The sequence below is a fragment of the Haloarchaeobius sp. FL176 genome (assembly GCF_024609245.1).
Taxonomy (GTDB): domain Archaea; phylum Halobacteriota; class Halobacteria; order Halobacteriales; family Natrialbaceae; genus Haloarchaeobius.
This window is the reverse complement of sequence record NZ_JANJYH010000002.1, coordinates 228,101-253,103: the sequence shown is the minus strand read 5'-3', so window position 1 is coordinate 253,103 and position 25,003 is coordinate 228,101. Positions and strand designations below refer to the sequence as shown.

Genomic DNA, 25,003 nt, shown 5'->3' with positions numbered 1-25,003 from the left:
GCAACACAGCCGCGCGCCGGAACAGGGGTTGACAGCATTTGTAAACTCATCCGGACGACGACGCCGTCACCAGCCGCACGGCCAAGACACCCCGCGCCGGCAGGCGCGTGGGTGTCGAGGGGGAGGGCTGGCGCGGTGTGGTCGCGGTTGCGGGGGTGGGACTGAAAGGGGCTGCGGGCTACGCGAACCCGGACCCAACAAGCACCGCAGCGGAGCGAGGAGCGCAGTTATGGTCCCGGGAGCGTAGCCCGCCGGGGCTTTCTGGTTGTTTGGGGTCGAGTCTGCTCTCAAGGTTGGCGGGGCTTTCTGGCTGTTGGCGTCACCGGCGAGTCCCACGACTCACACACCAACCGCAGTCACGCAACGAGAAACGACGAGCCGAAACAAATTCGAGACCGAATTATTCGGACACGAACTCGGCACCGCAGTCGCCACAGCGCGAGCCGTTTCCGGGGCGGGTCCGCTGGGCGAACACGGCGCCGCAGTCGTCGCAGACCATGAACAGGCGGTGTTCGGGGTCGACGCCGGCCTCGAACGACATCTCGACCCAGGCGTCGGCGTTGTCTGGGTCGAAGATGCGGACGCCATCGTCGGTCTGGCACCAGTCGTAGTCGGCGTCGCCCTCGGTCTGGACGGGGTCTGCACCCTGATTTACCATCATCGGTAGCTCCGACACCGCGAAACATAAGACCGTTGGTAAATTTGAACACGGAACCGAGTTAACCGTCGGTTTTTACCGGTCGGGGTCGAACCCCGCTGGTATGACGCTCGACCCGGTGCACTTCGACGGCATCGCGGAGCTGGCCCGCCGCATCCGGTACGACGTGAACGAGTCGGACCACCGGGCGTTCGCGGAGACCGTCTGGAACGAGTTCCTCGCCCCGCTGGTCCACGACGGCCGGACGGTGCTCGAACCGCTCGACGGGCTGGCGCGGCACTCGGCCCCGGTCGAGGACGTGGCGCTGACCGAGACGGCGTTCGACACCGTCCACGGGCTGGACTCGGGCACGATCAACCCGACGACGTTCACGAACGGGCTGGTGCTCGACATCGCGCAGGCGGCGATGTCCGCGACGCCGTCGGACCTCGATCTGCACCGGGCGCGCACACTCGTGATGACCGTCCACACGAACGACGCGACGGTCGACGTGGACGAGGCCGACTGGGAGGAGGGAGACGATGGGTACATCAGGTCACAGATCCGCCACGCGCCACACGTCAACCGGTTCGAGGAGGGCGTCGTCCACGCGCTTGCGCTCTACCTCGCCGAGTCGGACCACGCTCTCGAACACGCAGACGAGGTGGACGAACTGCTCGTGCTCGACGGGCCGCTCTACCCGAAGGGGCTGCTGAAGTGGGCCGACCGCCACCCCGAACTCGCCACGCTGCTCGCCGAAGAGGACCAGCCTCGCGAGGTCGTCGGGAACTACGTCGAGCTCGTCGAGACGTTCGTCCAGCGCGACGTGCCGCTCGTCGGCTTCGTCAAGAATCCCGCCTCGAAAGTCGTCACGCAGGTGGTCCGGAAGCAGGGCGGGCAGGCCCCCTGGGTCGACGACTCCGCGTTCTTCTCGCGGGTACTCGAACGACGCGACCCCGGCGAGACCGGGGCGTACGAGCGCGACACGGACCGGCTCACCTGCACGAACTGGTTCCGGTCGCGGGGTGGCGTCGACCGCCCGCTCTCGACCGACGGCGACGCCCTCGGCGTGGAGCGCGGACTCGACGCCAGCGAGTACGAGGTCACGTTCTGCATGGTGTACGACCCGCGCGAGGACATCGTCTACCGGCTCGAAGCGCCCTACGCGTTCACGAAGGACGCCGACCTGCGTGAGGACCTGCGACTGTTCGCGATGCAGGAGGTCGCCGCCGAGTCCGGCCCGCCGCGTGCCGTCGCGAAGGCCGACGAGCTGGCGCGGATCAGCCGCGACGAGAAACGCGCGCTCCGCGAGACGCTGGAGGAGAGCTTCGACGCCCGCCGCGCCCGGAACTACGACGACATGCGCTGGGGCGACGGCGAGTAGGTATCGGGTCGGCGGTGGTCAGGCGGGCTCGGCCTTCGTCGTCGTCACCTCGACGTCGGTCGGGTCGACGCCGATGCGGGCGAACTGCGTGCGGACGTGCTCCTCGGCCGCCGCGACGGCCTGGTCCTTCGTCTCGAAGCCACGGGGCATCGGGGACTCGAAGGCGACGTTGACCGTCTCGCCGCCGACCTGCTGTACTGTGCCGCCGCTCTCGACCGCGTAGAACTCGTCGCAGACCCAGACGTACGGCGCGTCCTCGTCGGGCGCACCCTGGAACTGCGGGGCCTCCTCGCCGCGTTCGTAGATGGTCCCCGTCAGGTCGGTGCCGGCCGCGCTCCCGCGTACGAGCAACATGACCCGCCGCTACGTTCCGGGGCCGCATAAGAGCGCGGGCTACAGGTCTCGATCACGACCCCTCGGCCTCGTACACGAACTGGTACTTGTCGGGGCGGTACAGCTTGAGAGCCGACTGGGTGAGTCCGACCAATGCGACACCCAGGTTGACACCGACGACGAAGCTCACCGCGTTCGGGTCGTTGGCGAGGAACCAGCCGAGGATGACGACCACGTAGCCGGCGAACAGGAGGAGCTGTAGCAGGGCTTTTCGCATCTTCCTTTTACGCTCGTGGTCGCGGGGAGAAAAAGGTGGGTCCGCGGTTCTCGGAGTCGAGACACGCGGTCACTGGATGGGAAACGGGTTTGACCCCGGCCCGCCTTGGCCCTGACATGACCGACCTCGGCGATTTCGGCGACTTCGACGGCGGCGACGACGGAGGCGGGCCGTCGGTCGGCGTGGACGACGACGGCGCTGCGCCGGCGACGGGCGACTCGGCCGCCGACGGCGGTTCGTCCGCCCGCGAGGACGAGTTCGAACCGCTCGACGTCTCGCCCCGGGGCAGCGACCGCGGCATCGGCACCATCGCGGTCTCCGAGGGCCTCCAGATCTGCGAGCGCGAGGAGGACACCCAGCTCCGGGCGTACGTCACCACGGGCAACCGGCCGAACGTCCGCATCGGCTCCTATCTCCTCGTCCCCTACCCCGACGGCGAGCGGCTGTTCTGTCGCATCACCGGCCTGGAGTACGCGCAGGCGTTCCACGCCGACGACGCCACCGAGATACACGCCCGGCGGGCGATGCGACGCGACGGCATCGACGAGGCCGACTACAAGTTCATGGCGACGCTGGAGCCGATGGCCGTGCTGTTCGAGCAGGACGGCGAGCTGACCCGGCGGATGGTCGACCGTGTCCCGAAGCCGGAGACGGTCGTGCGGGAGGCCGCGGACACCTCCGAGATCAAGACCGGGCTGAAGATGCCGGAGGACGGCGTGTTCGTGGGCCACCTCTCAGTCGGCGGCGAGAGGGTAGAGACGAACGCGGAGCCGCCGACCATCGACTACCGGCTGAAGGACGACTACGACTCGGGGGACCCGCTCGTCTTCCGGCACACGCTCGTCGCCGGCGGCACCGGCTCTGGGAAGACCCACGGCGCGAAGAACATCCTCCGACAGTACGTCGCCGACGAGCGCACGTACCCGATGAAGGACGGACGGTCCGTGACTCCGGCGCTCGTGATGTTCGACCCGCAGGACGAGTACGCCCAGATGCACGACGACAACCCCGCGATGACCGACGGGTTCGCCCGGCGGCTGGAGCGCGAGGGCATCGCTCACGGCGGGGTCGACGACACCACGGCGTTCGTCCCGAAGGTCGGGCGGGCGACCTACGCCGCAGACCACCACCGCGCCGAACAGGTCGAGTTCACCGTGCCGTTCTCGATGGTGCGCTCGCGCCCCTGGCTCGTCGCCAGCGCGGGGCTGAACGACAACCAGTACCCGGCGCTGAAGTACCTCCTCAAGCGCTTCTTCGACCAGCACGGGAACGAGGGCACGTACGAGCAGTTCAGGCGGTTCCTCGACGACCCCGCGCTGAAGGAGGAACTGGACGAGTCCGGCCGGGTCCACGAGGCAACCTTCGACGCCGTCAAGCGGCGGACCTACGGCTTCGGCGACGTGTTCGACCAGGCCGCCCGGCCCATCACCGACCTCGTCCACGAGTTCGTCCGGCCCGGCGGCGTCTCCGTCGTTCCGACGTACCACGTCAACGACAGCCGGGCGACGACGACGGTCGTCCTCGCGCTCGCCAGCCTGCTCGTCGACGAGAAGCTCTCGAACGACCCGACCCACGACCGCATCAAGGAGACGCCGCTCGTGCTCGGCATGGACGAGGCGCACAACTTCCTCACCGACGCCGACAACGTGCAGGCCCGGAAGGTCATCTCGAAGTTCACCGACGCCGCCAAGCAGGGCCGGAAGGAGCGCCTCGGCCTGTTTCTCATCACACAGGACCCCCAGGACATCGCCGACCCGGTGTTCAAGCAGGTGAACACGAAGGTCGTCCTGAACCTCGGCGACGAGGACGCCATCAAGTCCGTCAATATCCCGCCGAACCTGGAGAGCAAGGTGCCCTACATGGAGAAGGGACAGATGGTCGTCTACTCGCCCGACAACTCCGAGCCCGTGGAGTGCATCGGGCTGTCGACGTGTGTGACCGAGCACGGCCGATAGCTTGGTCGAAGCTTTACGTCGCGTGCCGTGGTACTACTCCGCATGAGGGGCCGTGTCCTCGTCGCCTACGACGATTCCGAGCAGTCGACCGAGGCGCTGGAGTTCGCCCTGCGCGAGTTCGGCGACGCGACTTTGCTGGTGCTGGCCATCGTCGACCCGGGCGAGGCCAACACGAAGCGGCTGTTCTCGATGCCGACGTTCGCGAGCGAGTGGTACGAGGACGCCCGCGAGGAGGCCCAGGACCGACTCGCGGAAGCGACCGAACTGGCGACCGTGGCGGGTGTCGACGTGGAGACTGATGTGGTCGTCGGCCGGCCCGCGAAGACCATCGTCGAGTACGCGAACGAGCACGACTGCGACCACATCGTCACCGGCAGCCACGGGCGCTCGGGCGTCTCGCGCATCGTGCTCGGGAGCGTCGCCGAGACGGTCGTCCGGCGGTCGCCGGTGCCCGTGACGGTCGTGCGGTAGCTCAGAAGATGTTCGCCTGCCGGTGGACCGAGATGCCCTTGTCCGTTATCTCGTAGGGCTTCGTCTCGCGGGAGTGGTTCGCGTCGCGGATCTTCTGGATCTCCACGGCGAGGCGCGTCTCCCTGAAATCGGACGGACGGACGTACTGGAGGATGAACACGGCGTCGGTGAGGTACTCGACGATGCCGTGGCGGGAGACGAACGGCGAGTCCTCGCTGGCCTCGCTCGTCAGCATCGTCGTGATGCCCGAGTTCTTCAGGCTCTGCGTGAAGTCGTACACCTCAGTCCGGCGCTTGGCCCGGGAGTCGTACATCATCTCCAGCAGCGAGACGGAGTCCAGCACGAGTCGGGTCGCCCCGAACTGCTCGATGAGCCGTGGCAGGTCCGACCGGATGGAGGCGAGGCTGTTCGCCATCTCGATAGGGTCGATGTCGACGACGGCGAGCCGGTTCTCGTCGACGTACTCGTCGAACGGCATCCCCTTCTCGACGGCGGAGTTGACGACGCGCTCGCTGCTTTCCTCGAGCGTGATGAAGATGGCCCGCTCGCCGTTCTCCAGGGCCTCGTTCAGGAACTGCAGCCCGAAGGTCGTCTTCCCGGTCCCGGCCGAGCCGATGGTGACCATCAGCGAGCGCTCGGGGACGCCACCCTGGACCATCTCGTCGAGGCCCTTGATGCCGAGGTCGATGCGCGGCAGGTCCGAGTCGAACTCGTCGTCGTCGAAGCTGGTGCCGCCCAGGCTGGCCCCGCCGCCCATACCGAACTGATCGCCGCCGTCGCCCATGTCGAACTCGCCGGGGTCGAAGTCGCCGACGTTGCCGTCCATCTCGCCGATGTCGGCGTCCATCCCGCCACCGCCGGAGCCGCCCGCGCTGTCGGGAAGCTGGATGTCGCCCATCGCCGCGCCGAAGTCGTCGTCGAACAACCCCCCGCCGCCGTCGTCCCCGTCGCTGCCGGTTGCGTCGTCCAGTTCGGGGTCGGCACCGTCGCCGTCGGCGACCTCGGCGGTGTCCAGAGCCTCCCAGGCGTCGGTCGCCGTCGGATCGTCGGGCGTATCCGCCGCGGTCGCACCGTCACCAGCCGTCGTTGCCCCCTGCTTGTCAGTGTCGTCGGTGTCAGCGTTGTCGGTGCCGTCGGCGTCAGCGCTGTCGGTGCCGTCGGTGTCCCCGCCGTCGCTGTCAGCGTCGTCGGTGTCGTCGCTGGGCTGTCGTCCGTGGCGCTCGCGGACGGCCCGCTCGAACCAGTCCAGCTCGTCGTCGTCACTCATGACACGCCAGCTCCGTTCGGACAGTCGGTCCGACACGCAGTCGTGGGGTGCGGTGCAGTGCCGTCGACCTGGTCGTCGAGGGGGAACATCTGGGTGTGAGTCCGGCCGGTCGGCACGCTGCCGCCGGACGGTTGGTACAGCCGATGCAAGGCCCTACGTATAAATTAACCTTGTTGCCATCCGGAGGGTTTTATCCCTCGACCGCGCTACCGTCGGGTATGAAGGTCGGCCTGGTCGCACAGAAGGAGAACGCTCGCGCTGCCAGCCTCGCGGCGCGTCTCCGCGAGATGCTCCGCGAGCAGGACGTGACGGTCGTCGTCGACACGGCCACCGCGACGGCGCTGGAGGTACCCGGCGTCGAGCCGTCGGCGATGGACGACGCCGACCTGGCGGTGAGCATCGGCGGCGACGGGACGTTCCTCTTCACCGCTCGCGGCGTCGGTACCGTCCCCATCGTCGGTGTCAACCTCGGCGAAGTCGGGTTCCTGAACGCCGTCTCGCCCGAGGACGCCGTCGACGTCGTTCGCGAGGAGGTCGACCGCTTCGAGTCGACAGGCGCGGTCCGCACCCGCGAGATGAGCCGGCTGCGAGCCCGCGGGGATGGCTGGGACCTCGACCCGGCAGTCAACGAGATCGTCGTGCATGGCCCACAGCGCGGCCACGGCAACGGTGGCGAGTTCGAGGTCCGCGTCGACGGCGAGCTGTACAGCGGCTCCGCGGCCGACGGTGTGCTCGTCGCCACACCAGCCGGTAGTACCGCCTACAACATGAGCGAGGGGGGCCCGCTCGTCCGCCCGGAGGTCGATGCCGTCGTCGTCACCGAGATGTGTGCGGGCGAGCCGATGCCGTCGCTCGTCTCCGCCGCCGACAGCACCGTCACCGTGCGTATCGGCGACGCCGAGATGGGCTACGTCATCAGCGACGGTCGCGCCCAGCAAGAGCTGGAGCCACCGACGACGATCACGGTCGAACGCGCGCGAGAACCGGTCCGGCTGGCCGGGCCGCACAGCGAGTTCTTCAAGGCGCTCAACAAGCTCGACTGAGCCGGAGTACGGGCAAACCCCCCGACTTTCGAAAGCACTAATCAATTCACGACCCTACCCGGGGGTAATGAGTGAACAACTCCCCGACGTGCAGGCGTCGAGCCCCGACGTGACCGTCGGGCTGAGCCAGGTCGGCGTGACGGGCGTCGAGAAGCTCGTCAAGCTGGCCCGCCCGGACAAGCGACCTATCGTGCTGACGGCGGAGTTCGAGGTGTTCGTCGACCTGCCGTCGTGGCGCAAGGGCGCGGACATGTCCCGGAACATGGAGGTCATCGACGAGACGCTGGAGGCCGCGACGCGCGAGGAGGCCTACCGCGTCGAGGACGTCTGTGGCGACGCCGCCGAGCGCCTGCTCGCCAAGCACGACTACACGACAAAGGCCGAGGTCCGGATGGAGGCCGAGCTGATGACCCGGGAGAAGACCCCGGAGTCGGACAGGGAGACCCAGTCGACAATCGACGTCATCGCCTCCGCGACCGCGACCGAGGAAGGCACCCGCGAGGAGATCGGCGCCCGCGTCGTCGGAATGACGGTCTGTCCCTGCTCGCAGGGGATGTCCGCGGCCCGCGCCCGGCGCGTGCTCGACGACCTCGGCGTCGACGACGACACCGCCGAGGCGTTCCTCGACGAGGTGCCCCAGCCGGGCCACTCCCAGCGCGGCCACGCCACGCTGACCGTCGAGAGCGAGGACGCTCCCGAGGTCGACCTGATGAACCTCGTCGACGTCGCCCGCGACTCCATGTCCGCCCGCATCTACAACCTCGCGAAGCGCCCCGACGAGGACCACATGACGTACCACTCCCACGCCAACGCGAAGTTCGTCGAGGACTGCGTGCGCTCGATGGCCGAAGACGTGGTGACGGAGTTCCGTGACCTGCCCGACGACGCCGTCGTGACGATGAAGCAGTCGAACGACGAGTCCATCCACCAGCACAACGCCCACGCCGAGCGAATCGTCGACATGGCGACGCTGCGCGACGAAGTGGACGGCACGCGCTGAAGCTACGCGGGTCTCGCACTTCTGACGAACGCCCAGCCTGCCACGACACCGACCCCGAGCAGGTACACCAGTCCCCAGCCGAGGCTCTCGACAGGGAGGTCCCCCGCGAACGCCCCGGCGACGACGAGCTCGCTCGCGTAGTGCCCGGGAAGCAGGGCGGCGACGTCGCTGGTCGACCCAGTCATCGGGTTCTGGAAGAGGAACACGTCGAGCGTCGGCCCGAACAGCATGACGTACACGCCCGAGAGCCTGTCGAGGACGACGCCGACGGCGACACCGACTGCGCCGTAGGTCGCGCCGGCGAGCAGGATGCCGAGGGCGAAACCGCCGAGGTGGTCCGGGGAGACGAACGCCAGTGCGACCGCCACGGTGACGACGGTCTCGACGAGGGCGACCACGGCGAGCACGCCGAAGCGGGCGAGGACGACCGAGCGCACGTCGTAGCCGGCGATGACGAGCCGGGAGTCGGCGTCGGCGGTCGCCCGCAGGACGAACAGCCCGGTGATGCCGACAACGAGTGCGGTCACGATGGGGGCGACGAGCACGACGACGGCGTCGGCGGTAGCGCGGGTCACAGTGCCACCTCCGGGCAGGTGGACCGGGACGAGTGTCGAGGGGGCGACGCTGGCGAACACGGCGACGAAGTACACCGGGAGGAACGCGAACAGGGCCAGCAGGACGGGCGTCCGAGCGTACTCGCGAAGGCCCAGCCGGAGCGCGGTGGCGGTGCGGCTCACGCGGCAGCACCTCGCGTCAGGCGGGCGTAGGCGAGCGTCGCAGCGGCAGTGAGTGCGAGTGCGTAGCCGACCGCGCCGACCACGTCACCGACCGCAAGGTCGCCGCCAAGCACCGCCGTCTCGACGAGCGCGTGCACGTGCGAGAGCGGGAACACCCACGCGATACCGTCGAGCTCGCCGACGATGCCGGTCGCCATGGCGGCGTCGATGTCGGCGACGAACACGAGCACGAGCGACCCCTCCAGCTCGCGGGGGAGCAGGGCACCGACGAGGACACCCAGCGCGCCGTAAGTCAGCCCCGCGAGTGCGAGTGCGGCGAGTGCGAGAGCCGGACGTTCGGGCACGGTGTCGTACCAGACCGACGCCAGCGAGACGCTCGCCCCGACGAGGGCGACGAGCGTCACCGTGACGAACCGCCCCGCGAGCAGGTGGGTCCGGGGGAAGCCGGCGAGGCCGAGGCGCGCGTCGGCCCGACTGGCACTGATGACCTGAAAGAGGCCGACGAGGCCGGCGAGGAACGCGGCGGCGAACGTCGCGCCGCTGATGCGACCGAGCGCACGCGGCGGCGCGGAGAGCCCCGGGAGCTGCGGGAATGCGGCCATCGCTTCCCCGTAGCCGACGACGACCGCCGGGGGGAGCACGAGGAGGATGGTGAGGTGGAACGGGTCGCGAGCGAACGCCCGAGTGCTCGCGAGGACAGCCGTTCGGAGCCGGCTCGCAGTCGCCGTCACGCCGTCTCGCCTCCGTCGCGGGGCGCCAGTTCGAGTTTCCCGTCGCGTAGCTCGTACAGCCGGTCGAATCGCTCGTGTTCGTTGACGAGGTGGGAGATGATGCCGATGCTCGTCCCGTCGGCGGTCAGCTCCTCGGTCAGCGACCAGAACGTCTGGTAGGTGTCCCAGTCGAAGCCGGTGTAGGGCTCGTCGAGCAGCAGCACGTCCGGGTCGTGCAGCAGGGAGACGCCAAGATTCACCTTCTGGCGGTTGCCGCCGGAGAGGTGGTCGACGCGGTAGTCCAGGAAGCGCTCGAAGTCCAGACGCTCGGCCAGCTCGTCCCGGGCCTCGGCGACCGCGCCCGCGTCCATCCCGTACGCCTCGCCGAACAGCTCGAACGTCTCGCGAACGGTCAGCCGGTCGTACAACAGCGTCTCCTGTGGACACCAGCCGATGCTTCCACCGCGGGTTATCTCGCCCGCGTCGGGGTCGAGCGCGCCGACGAGGAGCTTCAGCAGGGTCGACTTCCCGCTGCCGTTCTCGCCGACGATGCCGACGATCTCGCCGCGGCGGAGTTCGAGGCTGGCGCCGGTCAGCACCTCGACCGAGCGCGTGAACGGCAGGGAAGAGCCGTAGGTCTTCTCGAGACCGTCACCCCGGAGGAGGACATCCCCCGCTAGGTCGTCGGGCCGGATCGAGGGGTCGGATGCCCGCTGTCCGAGCATATTCGGCATATACCGAATATTCTGAATCAAGTGATTTATAGATTGTGCCTCCCAACGGTCTGGCATGACGACTGACGTGGAGCGTGCCCGGGAGCGCGTCATCGACGCACTGGCCCGGTCGGCGGACATCTACGGACTGAAGCAGAGCTACGGACGACTGTACGGCACCCTCTACTTCGCGGAGGAGCCGCTGTCGCTGGACGAACTGGCCGAACAGTCGGGCTACGCGAAGTCCACGGTCAGTACGGCGATGAGCACCCTTCGGCGGTTCCACCTGGTCCGTCGGCTGTCGATGCCCGGTGAGGGGAAGCGTGCGTTCTTCGAGGCCGAGCGCGACCTCTGGAGGGTCAGCCGTGAGTTCCTGGCCCAAGAAGTGTCACGAGAAGTGAACGTGATGGTCGAAGCACTCGGCGAGGCAGAAGCCGTCCTCGAAGGAGCGGATGGGGAGCGTGCCGCGCGGGACCTCGAACGGGTGCGCCAGCTCAAGCGAACGTACGAGCACGCGGACCGGCTCGTGTCGGCACTCAGCCGTGTCCCACTCGACCGGCTTACCGACGCAGTCGAGCGGTTCACTCCCGAGTAACGCCCCCTATTTTTCGCGGTAACTCTGCAATAGACTAGATCCGCTGACGAGCTAGTTTCTCACCATCTACTGTATTTTTTACAGCCTAGACAATAGATTTAATATGTCCTCGGGAGTACTATCTGGGAACGAGGTCACATATGAGGGGTCAAGGGACGTCGACGGCCCGGGCACGAGCTGTATCTGAAATTACAGGAGTGGTGCTGTTGTTCGGCATCGTCATCGCGGGGGCAGCGATCCTGTTCGTCTCCGGATCGGCCGTGACGGAGACCCTCCAGGACAACAACGAGGTCGAGTCGGCCGAGGTCGTCATGTCGAACGTCGACAGCAAGCTCGGCTCGCTCTCGATGGCCGACTCGAGCACCACCGGAGGGCAGTTGAACCTTGGTAGCATGTCACCCGACGACGCCATCATCAACCGGACCGGCGAGATACGGGTCAGCGTGAACGACGCGACCGCTTGCTCGGCGACAGTTCCACTGACGGCGCTCGAATACCACCACCGGAGCGGCACGACCGTGGTCTACGAGTCCGGCGCGGTCTGGCGTGCCGACGAGAACGGCGGTGTCTCCCAGCTCAGCGAGCCGGGCGTTCAGTATCGGGACCAGACCCTCCAGCTGAGCCTCGTAAATCTCTCTGGGACCGTCGACGACTCGACCATCGAGGTCGAGAAGAACAGCTCGCGCTCCGCGGCGATGGCCAGCTCGGTCCGGTCCCAGCTCTTCGACGGTGCCTGTGGGGACCCCGACGCCTTCCGGAACCTCACGCTCTCGGTGACCAGCACGTACCACGAGGCCTGGCAGCGGCACCTCGAAGCCGAGTTCGGCGCGAGCCATGTCGGTCGGGCCGGTTCCGAGACGGTCGAAGTCGAGATTCCACGCTCGATGCTCCCGCCGGAGTACGACAACCGGCGCAACACCGTCGTCAACTTCGACGACCGGCTCCGCACCGGGGAGATAGTCTCCGAAGGCACGCTCGGTCTGGCCGCTGCCGGCGTCGGCAGCAGCGACGACGACGCGTTCGCCATCGACAAGGGCGAGGGCAACACCTACGAGAGCTCGCTCACCCTGCTCGGCGCCGCCAACGCGAACGCGACCAGCCAGGAGATCGAACAGAACAGTCCCGGAGACCCCATCGTGGGCTGGAACAACTCCACGGTGACGCTCGGCGACGGGTCGACCGTCGAGCTCACCCACGAGCAACCGGTCTACGAGCAGCAGCAGCGGTGGAACAACTGGACCGAGGAGGTCCCCACCAACGAGACGCTCGAGATCGTCTTCGTGATGGACGAGTCCGGTTCGATGGACGACGGCTCCAAGATGGAGAACGCACAGGAGGCGGCCCACGAGTTCGTCGAGGTCGTCGAGACCACCACGAACAGCACCGAGCCGCGCTACAGCGTCGTGGGCTACACCTCGACCAGTGGCTGCTCGTACTGGTATGATGAGTTCCACCAGGGTCGGAACCGGAACGTCTGCGAGGCGAACGGCCCCGCGGACGTGACCCAGCACCAGCCGCTGAACACCGACGAGGAAGGGGCACACGACGCCATCGACGGCCTCGAGGCCCAGGGCAACACGCCCATCAGCCAATCCATCGAAGAGGCGAGCGACGTCCTCCAGACGGAGGGTAACAGCTCGAACGAGCAGTTCATCGTGCTGCTGACCGACGGCCAGCACAACGTCGACGACGACACGAACGCCGACGTGCGCTGGCCCGACGAAGCTGCCACCCAGGAAGTCCCGGGCGGCGTGACCCTGCACAGCGTCGGCTTCGGCAACCCGGACGACATGATACTCGAGGCGACCGCCGACGCGACCACCGACGGCGAGTACTATCCGGTCTCGGACTCGGGCGACCTCAGCGAGACGTTCGAGGAGATCGCGGAGAACGTCAGCACGCGGACCGTACACCACAACGAGAGCTACAACGAGACGGTCCTCGTGGGCGTCGAGGAGACGACCGAGACGGTCTCGGTTAGCGAGAGCAGCGAGTTCGACGTGAACCTCTCGACGACGCGGTCGCTCACCGAGGCCGAAGCGGAGAACCACTCAGTCGGAGACCCGGTCTGGGTCAACGGCACCGAATCGCTCGTGATCGACGAGAACGAGACCGTCTCGATGGAGTTCACGGTCCAGCGGTTCAGCAACGCGTCGAACTCGACGTACACGACGACAGTGTCTCGGTCCGTCGAGTTCTCCTATCAGGCCAACGTCACGGGCGACGTGAACGACACGGTGGTCCTCGAGGACCGACACCTCGACACCGACACGGCGTACCAGCGGTACCTGCTGCACCCGCAGGCGACGCTTACCGCCGAGAGAGGTGGTGACACCGCCACACTCTGGGACGGGCGGAACCTGAACAACTTGACCGCCGACAGCGTCACGCTCGACGCCTTCGAAAGCGAGGCCTTCTCGCTCGCGGACGGCGAGGAGACCAGCTTCGAGCCGACGTTCCGCGAGTGTATCGCGAACGAGACGACCGGCGACACGGTCACCATCGGCGGGACGGACTACCAGCAGACGTACTGTACGGCCGCCGGGAGCACGATGCTGAGCGACTCGGAGACGGAGGTTCACATCTACGCCAACAACACGCAGATACTCGCCAACAGCAGCCTCACGTGGCAGGAGTCGCTCGAGGAGATGCTCGACACCCCCGACGGGCAGTACTACCGCGAGACGCCGACCGGCGAGCTGTACGCGGATCTCCCCTGTGACAACCAGGCGATCGTCGTGGTGGAGGCGACGGACAACGAGAGCCAGACCGACGCGAACAACATGGTGTTCCTCGCCGACGTGGGCCGGTGCTCGGAGGACGTCGAGATGAGCTATCTGGTCGGTGTGGACGTGAGCGTGGTCTCGACCACGGAGAACAGCACGCAGGTCCTCGCGGGGCCGCCGGTGTCCAGCGTGGACGCGAGTGCGGTGCTGTCGGCCGACGCGTCCGCCCCGGCGACGGCACCGGTCCACGCGCCAGCTCGCGAACGCGCGGCCTGAACCGACAACCGTTAAGCGGTATCGGGTGCGAGTGCCGGTATGACAGACCCGGCGACGCTCGCCGACCGCGTTCGAGCGGGCGAACTGCGGTTCCACGAACTCGAAGCGCACGCCGACCACGACACCGCCGCGGAGGCACGCCGACTCGTTCTCGAAGCCGAGACCGACGCCGACCTCTCGACGACCGGAAGCTACGCCTTCGACGCCGAGGTCGCGGATTCGGCCATCGAGAACATGACCGGTGCGACCCAGGTGCCCTTCGGCGTGGCGGGGCCGGTGACCGTCGACGGCGGGGCGGCAGACGGCGAGTACTACCTGCCGCTCGCGACTGCCGAGGGCGCGCTCGTCGCCTCGGTGAACCGCGGGCTGTCGGTCATCGAGTCGGCCGGCGGCGCGAACGCGAGGGTGACGAAGTCCGGCATGACGCGCGCACCGGTGTTCCGAACCGCGGGCGTCGTCGAGTCCGCCGAGGTCGTCGAGTGGGTGCGCGAGCACGAGACCGACCTCGCCGAGGCGGCGGAGTCGACGACGAGCCACGGGGAACTGCTGGACGTGACGCCGTACGTCGTGGGCGACGGGGTGTACCTCCGGTTCCGCTACGACACGAAGGACGCGATGGGGATGAACATGGCGACCATCGCGACGGAGGCGGCCTGCGAGGTCGTCGAGGCGGAGACGCCGGGGTCACTCGTCGCGCTCTCGGGCAACCTCTGTACCGACAAGAAGCCGGCCGCCGTCAACGCCGTCGAGGGTCGGGGGCGGTCGGTCACCGCGGACGTCGTCATCCCCGACGAGGTGGTCGAGGAGCGCCTGCACACGACGGCGGCGGCCATCGCCGAGGCGAACACCCGCAAGAACCTCGTCGGCAGCGCGAAGGCGGGGTCGCTCGGGTTCAACGCGCAGGCGGCGAACATCGTCGCGGCGGCGTTCATCGCGACCGGGCAGGACCCGGCACAGGTCGTCGAGGGGTCGAACGCGATCACGACGGCCGAGGAGCGCGAGGACGGGCTCTACCTCTCGGTATCGCTCGCCTCGCTGGAGGTCGGTACCGTCGGTGGCGGGACGAAGCTGCCGACGCAGTCCGAGGCGCTCGACGTGCTGGGGCTCGCGGGCAGCGGCGATCCGGCGGGGGACAACGCCGACGCCCTTGCGGAGGTCATCGCGGCCGGGGCGCTCGCGGGGGAGCTGTCGCTGCTGGCGGCGCTGGCGTCCGACCACCTCGCGTCGGCGCACGAGGAGCTCGGGCGGTAGTCAGCTCCGTTCGAGCGTCCGGCGTGGGTCGACCCGGCCGACGAGCGCGACGACGACGAGGACCGCCACGCCGGCGAGGACGACTGGCGAGAGGTCGAGTAGCAGCGGGGCCGCGACGCCGACGCCGACCGCGAACTCCGCGAGCCCGCGGCGGCCGTTGCGTTGCCTGACCGTGCGGACTGCGCCGAGGCCGAAGGCGGCGAGACAGCACGCACCGGCGACGAGGGCGACGTCGACGACGGTGCCGGCGACCAGCACCGTCTCGCCGCTCCAGCGGCCGACGATGACGAGGGCGAACAGCGTCGCGACGAACTGCGCGCCGACGACGGCGAGGCCGACCGTCCGGTCGTTCATGGCCACACGTCGTCGGCTGCCGGCAAGAAGCTGCTGGCGGGGGATGGCGTCAGCGCTGCCGACGCAGGCCGTCGGCCAGTGCGAGGCACGCGCCGAGGACGACGGCGACGCCGAACAGGAGGCCGGTCTCGCTCCCGAGCACGGTCGCACCGAAGACGACCGCGAAGCCGACGCCAGGGACGGCGTGGGCGACGCCGACGAACCACTGCCCGCGGGAGAGGAACAGGACGCCTCCGAGGGAGAGCCCCAGTGCGAGGACGCCGACCGACAGCGCGACGGGCCTGACAGCGACGGGACCGAGGGCGACGGGTCCGACCAGCGGCTCGGCGAACAGCAGGACGCCGGCCAGTCCGACGAGCGCCCCGACGGCGTACCGTGGGAGGTCGTGGCTCACAGCAGCCGGTACTGCCCGCGGCTCTCGCTGACCTCGCCCTGCCGGACCAGCTTGGTCAGTGCGCGCTCGACGTAGTCGCCGGGAACGCCGCGTTCGTCGGCGTAGGCGACGACCTCCTCCGCCGTGGGTCCGTCGAGGTCGCGGAGGGCGTTCTTGACCGTCTCCTTCCGGCTGGTCGAGCTGCGCGTCTCGGTGGCGCGGTCGCCGGCCTCGTTGACCCGGTCGACGTCGAGTCCCGACGCCTCGAGGAACGCGTCGTCGTCGAGGACGCCGTCGGCGACGTCCGCCTCGAGCTCGGCGAAGGAGTCCATCGCGGCGAACGCCTCGCCCTCGCCCTGACGGTTCGCGAGCATCGAGGCACGGACCTCACGGGCGTGGTCGAGGTCGTCCGTCTCGACGAAGGATTTGACCTTCGAGAACTGCGTTCGAGTGCCACACGTGCCACAGCGTGTTGTCTCTGGCCGTCCCTCGACGATGCGCAACGCGCCGCAGTCGCTACACCCGACCACGTGGTACATACCCGGGACTGAGGCCTCGTCCGATTTGAACTTTCGTCTCGGGCGGTACGCTCAAACTCTCCTCGGTTCCGTTCCCGGTACGCACAGGCTGCCGATTCCGGCCCGCGACCCATCCCGGGCTGGGAGCGGTCGACGAGGCCGAGAACGGTGGGGCGCGGTTCGAGGTGGCCTGTACCGGCGGTGCCTGACGCCGACAGTCACCCGAACATCGGCCCGGTCCCGAACGACGGGCCGTCGTCGTCGTCCGTGTCGTCGGTCGCGTCGGCCTCGGCGCCGTCGGCGGCTGTCTCCGCGTCCACTCACCGCGCCTCGGCGCGTTGCTCCCTGTGGGCGGCGAGGTCGCGAGCGTAGGATGCGATGGCCCGTTTCGTCTCCGAGTTCTGCATCACGAACACTTCGGTGATGTACTTTGGAACCTCCGTCGAGCGCGCGCATTGTGCCTCGTACGCAACGATGTCGCGCAACGTTTCGGGGTCGTGCTCCTCGAAGTGCTCGACGACGAAGTCGGGTACTTGAGCTGGTGGCGTGGGGGGAGATGCCATACCACTCGAATGTGGTCACTAATAGAAATAGGTTCTAGTTATTAATCAGTCGGTGGACAGGATGTTGGCGCGAGTAGAAACCCCATGGCTGCGGCGGCTGGCTCTGAAACGGGCTGTCGGCGGGGGCTCTCGGGTCCCGGCCGAGACCAATCTTGTCGCACTGGCAACAACTGTCGGATACCGGAACATCGTCTGGCGATTTCGGTGCGGCTCGCCACTGCGACGATAAAAACAGGTCCGAGACAACGGCGGTGCCGTGACCGGCGCGCTACGACAGCTTCTCGATGTTCGCAATGATCTCCTCGGCGTACTCGGTGGTCGAGAGCTTCTCGCCGCCCTCGATCTGGCGCTCGAGGTCGTAGGTGACCTTGCCGTCGGAGATGGTCTGCTCGACGGCGTCACGGATGAGCTTCCCGGTGTCCTCCCAGCCCATGTACTCGAACATCAGGCGACCCGAGAGGATGAGCGCGGACGGGTTAGCCTTGTCCTGACCGGCGCGCTTGGGCGCGCTGCCGTGGACGGGCTCTGCGAGACAGCGACCCTCGCCGAAGTTCGCGCCGGGCGCGATGCCGAGGCCGCCGATCTGGGCGCCCGCGGCGTCGGAGAGGTAGTCGCCGTTGAGGTTCGGCATCGCGAGCACGTCGAACTCGTCGGTACGGAGCTGCATCCACTGGAGCATCGCGTCGGCGAGGCGCTCCTCGACCATGACGGCGTCCTCCGGGATGTCGACCTCGTCTTGCTCCTCCCAGAGCGAGTCGGGCGCGGCGAAGACCTCGTCGTCGGGGTACTCCTCGTCGGCGACCTCCATGCCCCAGGTGCCGAACTGGCCCTCGGTGAACTTCATGATGTTGCCCTTGTGGACGAGAGTGACCTTGTCGCGGTCGTTCTCGATGGCGTAGTCGATGGCCTCGCGGACGAGGCGCTTGCTGCCTTTCTCGGAGATGGGCTTGAGGCCGAGGCCGATGGGACCGTCGTGCATGATGTCGTCCATGCCCATCTCGTCCTCGACGAACTCCTTGACCTGCTGGACCTCCTCGGTGCCCTGCTCCCACTCGATGCCGGCGTAGACGTCCTCGGTGTTCTCCCGGAACGTCACCATGTCCATCTCCTCGGGCGCCTTCATCGGGGACGGGACGCCGTCGAGGTAGTACGTCGGACGGACGTTCGCGTAGAGGTCGAGCGTCTGGCGGAGCGCGACGTTCAGACTGCGGAAGCCGGCACCGACGGGTGTCGTGAGCGGGCCCTTGATGGCGACGCGGTGCTCGCGGATGGCGTCGACGGTCTCGTCGGGGAGGTTGACGTCCTCGCCGTAGATCTCTCGTGCGGACTCGCCGGCGTACACCTCCATCCAGTGGACTTTGCGTCCGGTCGCTGCGGCGGCGGCGTCGAGTACCTTCTGTGCGGCTGGGCCGACGTCCTTCCCGATGCCGTCACCGTGGATGATCGGGATGACGGGCTCGTCCGGAACGGACAGCTCGTCGCCGTCGGCCGTGATCTTCTCGCCGCTGTCGGGTACCTCGATATGCTCGTAGTCGGAGCTCATTGTCACCTGAAACGACGTACAGTGCGGGTAAAAGGGCTGCCATTTGCCGCTGCGCGGCAAGTATCGCGGCCCGACCGTCGGTCGGGTGGAGACGTGCTGTGCTCCTGGGCCCACGTCGACTGCCCCCGACCACCCGCACTTTTGAGGTCCCCGACTGAACGGCCGTTCATGCAGGTCATCGTACACGGCGGTGCGGGCGGGGTGCCCGACGATCCGGACCCGCGACAGGCAGTGCTCGACGAGGCAGCAGGACGCGGGGCGTCGGCGGCGACGCCGCTCGACGCGGTCGAGAGCGCGGTCCGCGTGCTGGAGTCGTCGCCCCGGTTCAACGCGGGCGTCGGCTCCTGCGCGCAGTCCGACGGCATCCTCCGGACGGACGCAGGCGTGATGACCGGCGACCGGTCGGTCGGGGCGGCCAGTTCGATGCCCGGCGTCGAGGCGGCGGTCAGCGTCGCGCGCTCGGTGCTCGAGGAGACGCCGCACATCCTGCTGTCCGGGGTCCACGCCGTCGACTTCGCCGCGGCGCAGGGCATCGACTGCGAGGTCGACCTCTGGACCGACAGCACGCGCGAACGGTTCGCCGACGCGGACGTGCCCGAGGGCGACATGGCGGCGCAGGCCCGCTGGGTACAGGAGACGTTCGGTGGCGCGACGGCCGACCCCGACGCCGAGCAGGAGGACGCCGGCGCGCCCGCGGGGAAAGATCACGACACGGTCGGTGCTGTGGCGCGCGACGGCGAGGACTTCGCGGCCGCGACCTCGACAGGCGGGCGCTGGCTCGCGCTCGCCGGCCGGGTCGGCGACGTGCCACAGGTCGGCAGCGGCTTCTACTGCTCCCCGGCCGGCGGCGCGAGCGCGACCGGTGCCGGCGAGGACATCGCCCGTGTCACCCTCTCGCGGCGCGCGGTGCGCTATCTGGAGGACGGGATGGACGCGCAGGCGGCCGCGGACCGCGCTATCGACGAGTTCGGCGAGCTGACGGGCGCCTCGGCCGGGGTCATCGTCGCCGACCGCGACGGGACGGGCTCTGCGTTCAACAGCGACGGGATGCAGACGGCGGTCGTGCGGGAGTAGCGGGTTCGACGCCTGCCGACACCGACCCCTGCTATCGGTCCACCGGACTGGCACGGCGATATCACCCCCAGTAGCTGCCGATTGTTCGACGACTGTCGTAGCGTAGCTTTATGGCCGTCGAAGTAGATTTCGCGTTTATGCTCGAACAGGTGAAACGCGGTCGCACACGGCAGTGTCCAGAGTGCGAGACAGCCACGGTGAACGTTCAGGGCGTCGACGCCTGCCCGCGGTGTGCCTGGGTCGACGAGTAGTCAGTCGGTGCGGCCGGCCCAGTCGAGGCCCTCCGCGTCACGGGCGGCGGCGCGGGCTCGTTCCATCAGCAGTTCCTGAACGCTGACGACCGGTTCGCCGTCATCGGGGCGGAGCTGCTCGTAGCGTCCGTCGGAGCGGAGTCGCCACCGCTTGCGGTTGTCCGAGAGGTTCGCCTCGAGAATCGTCCACAGCTCGTTCTGCAGGCGTTCGTTCTCGACGGGTGCGACACCTTCGACGCGGTTGTCGAGGTTCCGGGTCATCCAGTCGGCCGAACCGGTGTAGAAGCCGGGGTCGTCGTTCTCGAAGTACCAGATTCGGGCGTGTTCGAGGAAGCGGTCGACGATACTGTAGACGGCCACGTTCTCGCTGACGCCTTCGATTCCGGGCACGAGTCGACAGATGTCCCGCACAACGAGGTCGATGTCGACGCCGGCCTGCGAGGCCTCGTACAGCTCTCTGACCATCGCCGGGTCCTCCAGCCGATTCATCTTCGCGACGATACGAGCGTCACCGCCGTCCCGGGCCACCTCGGCCTCGTTCCGGACGAGTTCGGTGAACTGGTCGCGCATGTTGCCGGGCGCGATGAGCAGCTTGCGGTACTCGTCGTGTCGCGAGTGGCCGGTGAAGAAGTTGAACAGCTTCACGAGGTCCTGCCCGAGGTCGCGGTCGGCGGTGAGCAGCCCGAGGTCGACGTACGTCTTCGCCGTCTCGGAGTGGTAGTTTCCGGTGCCGACGTGTGAGTACAGCTCGACGTCGTCGCCCTCCTCGCGCACGACGAGCGTCGTCTTGGTGTGGGTCTTGTAGCCCGGCGTGCCGTAGGCGACGTGGATGCCCTCCTCCTCGAGGCGTTCGACCCAGTGGAGGTTGTTCTCCTCGTCGAAGCGGGCCTTCAGCTCGACCATCACCGCGACCTGCTTGCCGTTGCGCGCCGCATCGATGAGGCTCTCGATGATGTTCGAGTCGCGCGACGTCCGGTAGATGGCGGCCTTGATCGCGAGCACGTCGGGGTCGTGGGCGGCCTCGTCGATGAACCGGTGGACCGTCTTCGAGAAGGCGTGGTACGGGTGGTGGACGAGCACGTCCTCGTCCTGCACCACGTCGAAGATGCTGCGGTCCTCGGCGTCGAGACGCGATTCGAGCAGCCGCGGATGTGGCTGTGGCGTCCACGGCTCCAACTTCAGGTCGGGTCGGTCGAGCTCGGTGAGCTGCATCAGATCGCGGAAGTCGAGCGGTGCCTCGCGAACGAACGTCTCCGCCTCGCTCACGTCGAGGTGTTCCTGCAGCAGGTCCCGGACGCGTCCGGGCGTCCCCGCCTCCAGTTCGAGTCGGACGACCGTCGCGAACCGGCGCTCGCGGAGCACGTCCTCGATGGCGTCGACGAGGTCCTCGGCGACCTCCTCGTTCCGGCGGACCTCCGCGTTTCGGGTGACACGGAACGTCGAGTAGTCGAGCACCTCCACGTCGGGGAACAGCAGGTCGAGGTTCGCGGCGACGACCTGTTCGAGCGGGACGAACGTGTGGTCGTCGTCGACCGCGACGAGCCGTGGCCGGTTCCCCGGAATCTTGACGCGGGAGAACGTCACGTCGGCGTCGGGGGTAGACCGGGTCAGCACCGCGAGCGAGAGGCTCAGGTTCGAGATGAACGGGAACGGGTGCGCCGGGTCGAACGTCAGCGGCGTCAGCGTCGGGAGCACCGAGCGCTCGAAGTAGTCCCGCAGCGTCGACTGCTCCGCCGCGGTGAGCGTCTCGTAGTCGACGATGTCGATGCCGGCCTCGGCGAGCGCCGGCAGGATGTCCTCGTGGTAGCAGCGAGTCTGGCGGTCGAACAACGGCCGTGCCGTGGCGACGATATCGTCGATCTGCTCCTCGGGGGTCCGGCCGTCGGGGGTCCGGTCGGTCACCTCGGCAGCGATCTGCTGTTTCAGCCCGCCGACCCGCTTCATGAAGAACTCGTCCATGTTCGAGGTGAAGATGGAGAGGAACTTCACGCGCTCCAGCAGCGGATTCCGGTCGTCGAGCGCCTCGTGGAGCACGCGCCGCTGGAACGCGAGTTCGCTCAGCTCGCGGTTCCGGTAGAGGTCGGGGTCGTTTAGATTGACATCTGTTGCAGCCGGGTGCTCGTCAGACATCTTAGACGGTCTGGGTCCGTTCCGGGGTCACGATTTTCGACGCGCTGCGGTCCCGGCCGGACCGGGCGAGCGGGACGGAGACGAACTCGTCGCCTGCGACGTCGTAGGCAGTCAGCTCGCCGCCGTAGACGCAGCCGGTGTCGAGGCCGACTGCGTACTCCCGGTAGACGGGCGATTCGAGGACGGTGTGGCCGAAGAACACCCGTGGACCCTCGTCGCGCTCCGCGAACCAGAACGGGCCGTCGTAGCCGTCGGCCGGGTCGAGCGCCCGCATGTTCTGGACGTCGTCGACGCTGTGGTCGGCGAGGGTCTTCCGGTGGTCGACGCCACCGTGGACGACGAGGTGGTCGTCCCACGAGATGGCGACTGGCATCGACCGGACGTACTCCAGGTCGACCGGGCCGAGCTCCGGGATGGACGCGTCGCCCCGCAGGAGCTTCTCCTCGTTGTTGCCCCGTACCGAGAGCATGTTCGGGGCGTCCCGGACTCGCCGGAGCACGCCGCGACTGTTCGGGCCCTTCTTGACGAGGTCGCCGACGAAGACCACGAGGTCGTCCGCGGACGGGTCGAGCGTAGCGAGGAGCCTGTCGAGCGCGGACAGACAGCCGTGGACGTCGCCCACGACGTAGATGTCGTCCCACTCGTCGCGGTCGACCGTGCGATGCCACGCCGCCTCCGTCTCGGGGAACGCGGGAGCCGGGGTTCGCATTGGGGAAGGGAGAGACGAGAAGCAGGTAAAGGGTTGCTAAGAACTCTATATAGCCGACGGGTGAGGTTCCCTGTCACGGGCGCCGGATGCGCAACCTCTTTTTCCGGCCTGCGCGAAGGGCGTGTATGAGCGAGCCCGAGGTCGATCTTGACGCCGAGAAGTACGAGAAGCACCGCGAGGCCGGACGAATCCTCGCGCAGGTCCGCGACGAGGCCGCCGAACGGCTGGAGGTCGGGATGGGCTACCTGGAGATCTCGGAGTGGGCCGAGGACCGCATCCGCGAGCTCGGCGGCACACCCGCGTTCCCGGTCAACGTGAGCGTGGACGAGGAGGCCGCCCACGGCGCGGCGGGCCCGGGCGACGAGCGCACGGTCGGCGAGGAGATGGTGAAACTCGACATCGGTGTCCACATCGACGGCTGGCTCGCCGACACGGCGGTCACGGTGGACTTCAGCGGCAACCCGGAGCTCGTCGAGGCCGCCGAGGAGGCGCTCGACGCGGCACTCGATACCGTCGAAGCGGGCGTCGAGACGGGAACCATCGGGGCGGCTATCGAGGAGGTCATCGACGGCTACGGCTACAACCCGGTCGTGAACCTCACCGGCCACGGGTTGGGTCACTGGGAACAGCACGTCAGCCCCAACATCCCGAACCGCGCGGTCGAACAGGGGACGACGCTCGAGGTCGGCGACGTGGTCGCCATCGAACCCTTCGCGACCGACGGCTCCGGGAAGGTTTCGGAGGGCCAGCAGGAGGAGATATACTCGCTGGAGCGCGAGGCGTCCGTCCGCGACCGGAACGCCCGCAAGGCGCTCGAACAGATCACCGACGAGTTCCAGACGCTGCCGTTCGCGACGCGCTGGCTCGACATCTCGCGACCGAACATGGCGCTGCGGCGGCTCAAGTCACAGAACATCGTCCACGGCTACCCGGTGCTCAAGGAGGACGACGGCAAGCTGGTCAGTCAGAAGGAGCACACGATAATCGTCACCGAGGATGGATGTGAAGTGACGACGGCGTCACAGTAACGGCGTCGTCGGGGGGAGTTGTCCGCGGCCGTGCCACCGTCAGGCGTTGTTCATCCGCATGCTCTCGCGAGACCCACACTGCTGGCATTCGGTCACGCGGTAGGGTTCCCGGGAGAACTGGGAGTTCTCTTTCTTCGTGCTCTCCGTGACGAGCTGGACGGACACCTGGTGGATCGTGTTCGTTCCGCAGCTGTCACAGTGTTCGGTCCGCCCATCGATCGAGTTGTCAGTCGTTGCCATCTACTCCGGTAGAGAAGTGGAAGGGGTATAAAAAGAGACGACCGTTCAGGGCCAAAAACTAACCAAAACTGATGTCTATTAGTTTCTGAGTAGGGAACCACTAATTCTGGCGTAACCAGTCGTTTAGCGGGCGAACTGCGAGGGCTTGTAACCCCGAAACCGGGTCTTGAACCCGGTATTGCAGTCCTTTCATGACAGCTCACCGGAGAGGAACCGGGGGTCGTGGGATTCAAACCGTCGCCGGCCCGACTCTGACCATGGACCAGGTGTTCGCGCCGTGGCGCATCGACTGGGTGGAACGCGACGGGAACGACGACATCGACGGCTGTGTCTTCTGCGAACTGCCGGCCCGGGATACCGACCGCGAGTCCCGCATCGTCGCCCGGAACGCGGACGCGTTCGTCATCCTGAACAACTACCCGTACAACCCCGGTCACGCGATGGTGATCCCCGACACCCACACCGGGGATTTCCGCGACCTCGACGACGAGACGCTGCTTGCACACGCGCACCTGAAACAGCGGACGTTCGACGCGCTCGACGATGCGATGGGGCCGGACGGCTACAACGCCGGGCTGAACCTCGGGGGCGGGGCGGCCGGCGGCTCCATCGACGACCACCTCCACACACACGTCGTCCCGCGCTGGAACGGCGACACGAACTTCATGCCCGTCGTCAGCGACACGACGGTCATCGTCGAGGCGGTTTCGGAGACGTACGAGCGGCTGCACGAGGCGTTCGCCGCACAGGACGGCGCGGTCGTCGACGGCGACGACACGGCGGTGCGGTTCGAGGAGTAGAGCGTACGCAACGCACCGAACCCGCCGACGAGCAACAGGACGAGA

At 67.8% G+C, this 25,003-nt stretch carries 26 protein-coding genes; 11 read left to right on the top strand and 15 right to left on the bottom strand.

Annotated elements, in window-relative coordinates:
- Positions 1-400 precede the first annotated feature (400 nt).
- Entirely contained in the window at positions 401-658 is a 258-nt protein-coding gene (locus tag NO978_RS04435; protein ID WP_369684109.1) for a hypothetical protein, read from the bottom strand.
- Between the two features lie 103 nt (positions 659-761).
- On the opposite strand from NO978_RS04435, the gene NO978_RS04430 reads away from it, so the two are divergent.
- Positions 762-2,021 carry a DNA double-strand break repair nuclease NurA gene (locus tag NO978_RS04430; protein WP_257298318.1) on the top strand — a complete coding sequence of 420 codons (1,260 nt, stop codon included), beginning with the start codon at positions 762-764 and terminating at the stop codon, positions 2,019-2,021.
- Between the two features lie 18 nt (positions 2,022-2,039).
- Here the strand turns inward: NO978_RS04430 and NO978_RS04425 are convergent, their stop codons facing one another.
- Together NO978_RS04425 and NO978_RS04420 are read right to left on the bottom strand one after the other, a co-directional pair.
- Positions 2,040-2,375 carry a hypothetical protein gene (locus NO978_RS04425; protein WP_257298317.1) on the bottom strand — a complete coding sequence of 112 codons (336 nt, stop codon included), beginning with the start codon at positions 2,373-2,375 and terminating at the stop codon, positions 2,040-2,042.
- A 52-nt stretch (positions 2,376-2,427) separates the two neighbouring features.
- Entirely contained in the window at positions 2,428-2,631 is a 204-nt protein-coding gene (locus NO978_RS04420) for a hypothetical protein (RefSeq protein ID WP_257298316.1), read from the bottom strand.
- A gap of 116 nt (positions 2,632-2,747) precedes the next feature.
- On the opposite strand from NO978_RS04420, the gene NO978_RS04415 reads away from it, so the two are divergent.
- Complete coding sequence (locus NO978_RS04415) at positions 2,748-4,586, top strand: ATP-binding protein (RefSeq protein WP_257298315.1); 1,839 nt, start codon at positions 2,748-2,750, stop codon at positions 4,584-4,586.
- Positions 4,587-4,628: 42 nt separating this feature from the next.
- The gene (locus tag NO978_RS04410) at positions 4,629-5,057 is read left to right on the top strand and encodes a universal stress protein (protein ID WP_257298314.1); all 429 of its coding nucleotides are present in this window, start codon (positions 4,629-4,631) and stop codon (positions 5,055-5,057) included.
- Between the two features lies 1 nt (position 5,058).
- Here the strand turns inward: NO978_RS04410 and NO978_RS04405 are convergent, their stop codons facing one another.
- Positions 5,059-6,324: a KaiC domain-containing protein gene (locus tag NO978_RS04405; protein ID WP_257298313.1), complete on the bottom strand. Its 1,266-nt coding sequence runs from the start codon at positions 6,322-6,324 to the stop codon at positions 5,059-5,061.
- A 218-nt stretch (positions 6,325-6,542) separates the two neighbouring features.
- Here NO978_RS04405 and NO978_RS04400 point away from each other — a divergent pair, with 218 nt between their 5' ends.
- A complete protein-coding gene (locus NO978_RS04400) occupies positions 6,543-7,367 on the top strand; it encodes an NAD(+)/NADH kinase (protein ID WP_257298312.1) in 825 nt (274 codons plus the stop codon).
- A gap of 67 nt (positions 7,368-7,434) precedes the next feature.
- Positions 7,435-8,367: a GTP cyclohydrolase MptA gene (gene mptA / locus NO978_RS04395; RefSeq protein ID WP_257298311.1), complete on the top strand. Its 933-nt coding sequence runs from the start codon at positions 7,435-7,437 to the stop codon at positions 8,365-8,367.
- Positions 8,368-8,369: 2 nt separating this feature from the next.
- Here mptA and NO978_RS04390 read toward each other — a convergent pair whose 3' ends face one another.
- The 3 genes from NO978_RS04390 to NO978_RS04380 are packed head-to-tail and all read right to left on the bottom strand — an operon-like array spanning position 8,370 to position 10,548.
- The gene (locus tag NO978_RS04390) at positions 8,370-9,104 is read right to left on the bottom strand and encodes an ABC transporter permease (protein WP_257298310.1); all 735 of its coding nucleotides are present in this window, start codon (positions 9,102-9,104) and stop codon (positions 8,370-8,372) included.
- Positions 9,101-9,835 carry a hypothetical protein gene (locus NO978_RS04385; RefSeq protein ID WP_257298309.1) on the bottom strand — a complete coding sequence of 245 codons (735 nt, stop codon included), beginning with the start codon at positions 9,833-9,835 and terminating at the stop codon, positions 9,101-9,103. Before NO978_RS04385 ends, NO978_RS04390 begins: the two co-directional genes overlap by 4 nt.
- Positions 9,832-10,548, bottom strand: coding sequence for an ABC transporter ATP-binding protein (locus tag NO978_RS04380; RefSeq protein WP_257298308.1), 717 nt, complete (start codon positions 10,546-10,548; stop codon positions 9,832-9,834). The genes NO978_RS04385 and NO978_RS04380 overlap by 4 nt, the downstream gene beginning before the upstream one ends.
- A gap of 55 nt (positions 10,549-10,603) precedes the next feature.
- On the opposite strand from NO978_RS04380, the gene NO978_RS04375 reads away from it, so the two are divergent.
- From NO978_RS04375 to hmgA, 3 genes are all read left to right on the top strand, one after another.
- Entirely contained in the window at positions 10,604-11,122 is a 519-nt protein-coding gene (locus tag NO978_RS04375) for a GbsR/MarR family transcriptional regulator (protein ID WP_257298307.1), read from the top strand.
- Between the two features lie 206 nt (positions 11,123-11,328).
- Complete coding sequence (locus tag NO978_RS04370) at positions 11,329-14,124, top strand: VWA domain-containing protein (protein WP_257298306.1); 2,796 nt, start codon at positions 11,329-11,331, stop codon at positions 14,122-14,124.
- A 39-nt stretch (positions 14,125-14,163) separates the two neighbouring features.
- Positions 14,164-15,375 carry a hydroxymethylglutaryl-CoA reductase (NADPH) gene (hmgA, locus tag NO978_RS04365; protein ID WP_257298305.1) on the top strand — a complete coding sequence of 404 codons (1,212 nt, stop codon included), beginning with the start codon at positions 14,164-14,166 and terminating at the stop codon, positions 15,373-15,375.
- On the opposite strand, the gene NO978_RS04360 is transcribed toward hmgA, so the two are convergent.
- From NO978_RS04360 to icd, 5 genes are all read right to left on the bottom strand, one after another.
- Positions 15,376-15,729 (bottom strand): hypothetical protein, encoded by a 354-nt coding sequence (locus NO978_RS04360; protein WP_257298304.1) that lies wholly within the window; start codon positions 15,727-15,729, stop codon positions 15,376-15,378.
- A gap of 49 nt (positions 15,730-15,778) precedes the next feature.
- Positions 15,779-16,123, bottom strand: a complete 345-nt coding sequence (locus NO978_RS04355; protein ID WP_257298303.1) for a hypothetical protein — start codon at positions 16,121-16,123, stop codon at positions 15,779-15,781.
- Complete coding sequence (locus NO978_RS04350) at positions 16,120-16,641, bottom strand: DUF5817 domain-containing protein (RefSeq protein ID WP_257298302.1); 522 nt, start codon at positions 16,639-16,641, stop codon at positions 16,120-16,122. Before NO978_RS04350 ends, NO978_RS04355 begins: the two co-directional genes overlap by 4 nt.
- 299 nt (positions 16,642-16,940) lie before the next feature.
- Positions 16,941-17,183 carry a hypothetical protein gene (locus tag NO978_RS04345; protein ID WP_257298300.1) on the bottom strand — a complete coding sequence of 81 codons (243 nt, stop codon included), beginning with the start codon at positions 17,181-17,183 and terminating at the stop codon, positions 16,941-16,943.
- Positions 17,184-17,451: 268 nt separating this feature from the next.
- Positions 17,452-18,726 (bottom strand): isocitrate dehydrogenase (NADP(+)), encoded by a 1,275-nt coding sequence (icd, locus tag NO978_RS04340; protein ID WP_257298299.1) that lies wholly within the window; start codon positions 18,724-18,726, stop codon positions 17,452-17,454.
- A gap of 168 nt (positions 18,727-18,894) precedes the next feature.
- Between icd and NO978_RS04335 the strand changes: the two genes are divergently transcribed.
- Complete coding sequence (locus NO978_RS04335) at positions 18,895-19,800, top strand: isoaspartyl peptidase/L-asparaginase (RefSeq protein WP_257298298.1); 906 nt, start codon at positions 18,895-18,897, stop codon at positions 19,798-19,800.
- A 251-nt stretch (positions 19,801-20,051) separates the two neighbouring features.
- Here NO978_RS04335 and ppk1 read toward each other — a convergent pair whose 3' ends face one another.
- Together ppk1 and NO978_RS04325 are read right to left on the bottom strand one after the other, a co-directional pair.
- Positions 20,052-22,181 carry a polyphosphate kinase 1 gene (gene ppk1 / locus NO978_RS04330; RefSeq protein WP_257298297.1) on the bottom strand — a complete coding sequence of 710 codons (2,130 nt, stop codon included), beginning with the start codon at positions 22,179-22,181 and terminating at the stop codon, positions 20,052-20,054.
- Position 22,182: 1 nt separating this feature from the next.
- Positions 22,183-22,890: a metallophosphoesterase family protein gene (locus NO978_RS04325; protein ID WP_257298296.1), complete on the bottom strand. Its 708-nt coding sequence runs from the start codon at positions 22,888-22,890 to the stop codon at positions 22,183-22,185.
- Between the two features lie 125 nt (positions 22,891-23,015).
- Between NO978_RS04325 and map the strand changes: the two genes are divergently transcribed.
- Positions 23,016-23,918, top strand: coding sequence for a type II methionyl aminopeptidase (gene map / locus NO978_RS04320; RefSeq protein ID WP_257298295.1), 903 nt, complete (start codon positions 23,016-23,018; stop codon positions 23,916-23,918).
- A 39-nt stretch (positions 23,919-23,957) separates the two neighbouring features.
- Here map and NO978_RS04315 read toward each other — a convergent pair whose 3' ends face one another.
- Positions 23,958-24,158 carry a hypothetical protein gene (locus NO978_RS04315; RefSeq protein WP_257298294.1) on the bottom strand — a complete coding sequence of 67 codons (201 nt, stop codon included), beginning with the start codon at positions 24,156-24,158 and terminating at the stop codon, positions 23,958-23,960.
- A gap of 257 nt (positions 24,159-24,415) precedes the next feature.
- Between NO978_RS04315 and NO978_RS04310 the strand changes: the two genes are divergently transcribed.
- On the top strand, positions 24,416-24,958 hold the full coding sequence (locus NO978_RS04310) for an HIT family protein (RefSeq protein ID WP_257298293.1): 543 nt from the start codon (positions 24,416-24,418) through the stop codon (positions 24,956-24,958).
- Positions 24,959-25,003: the final 45 nt, after the last annotated feature.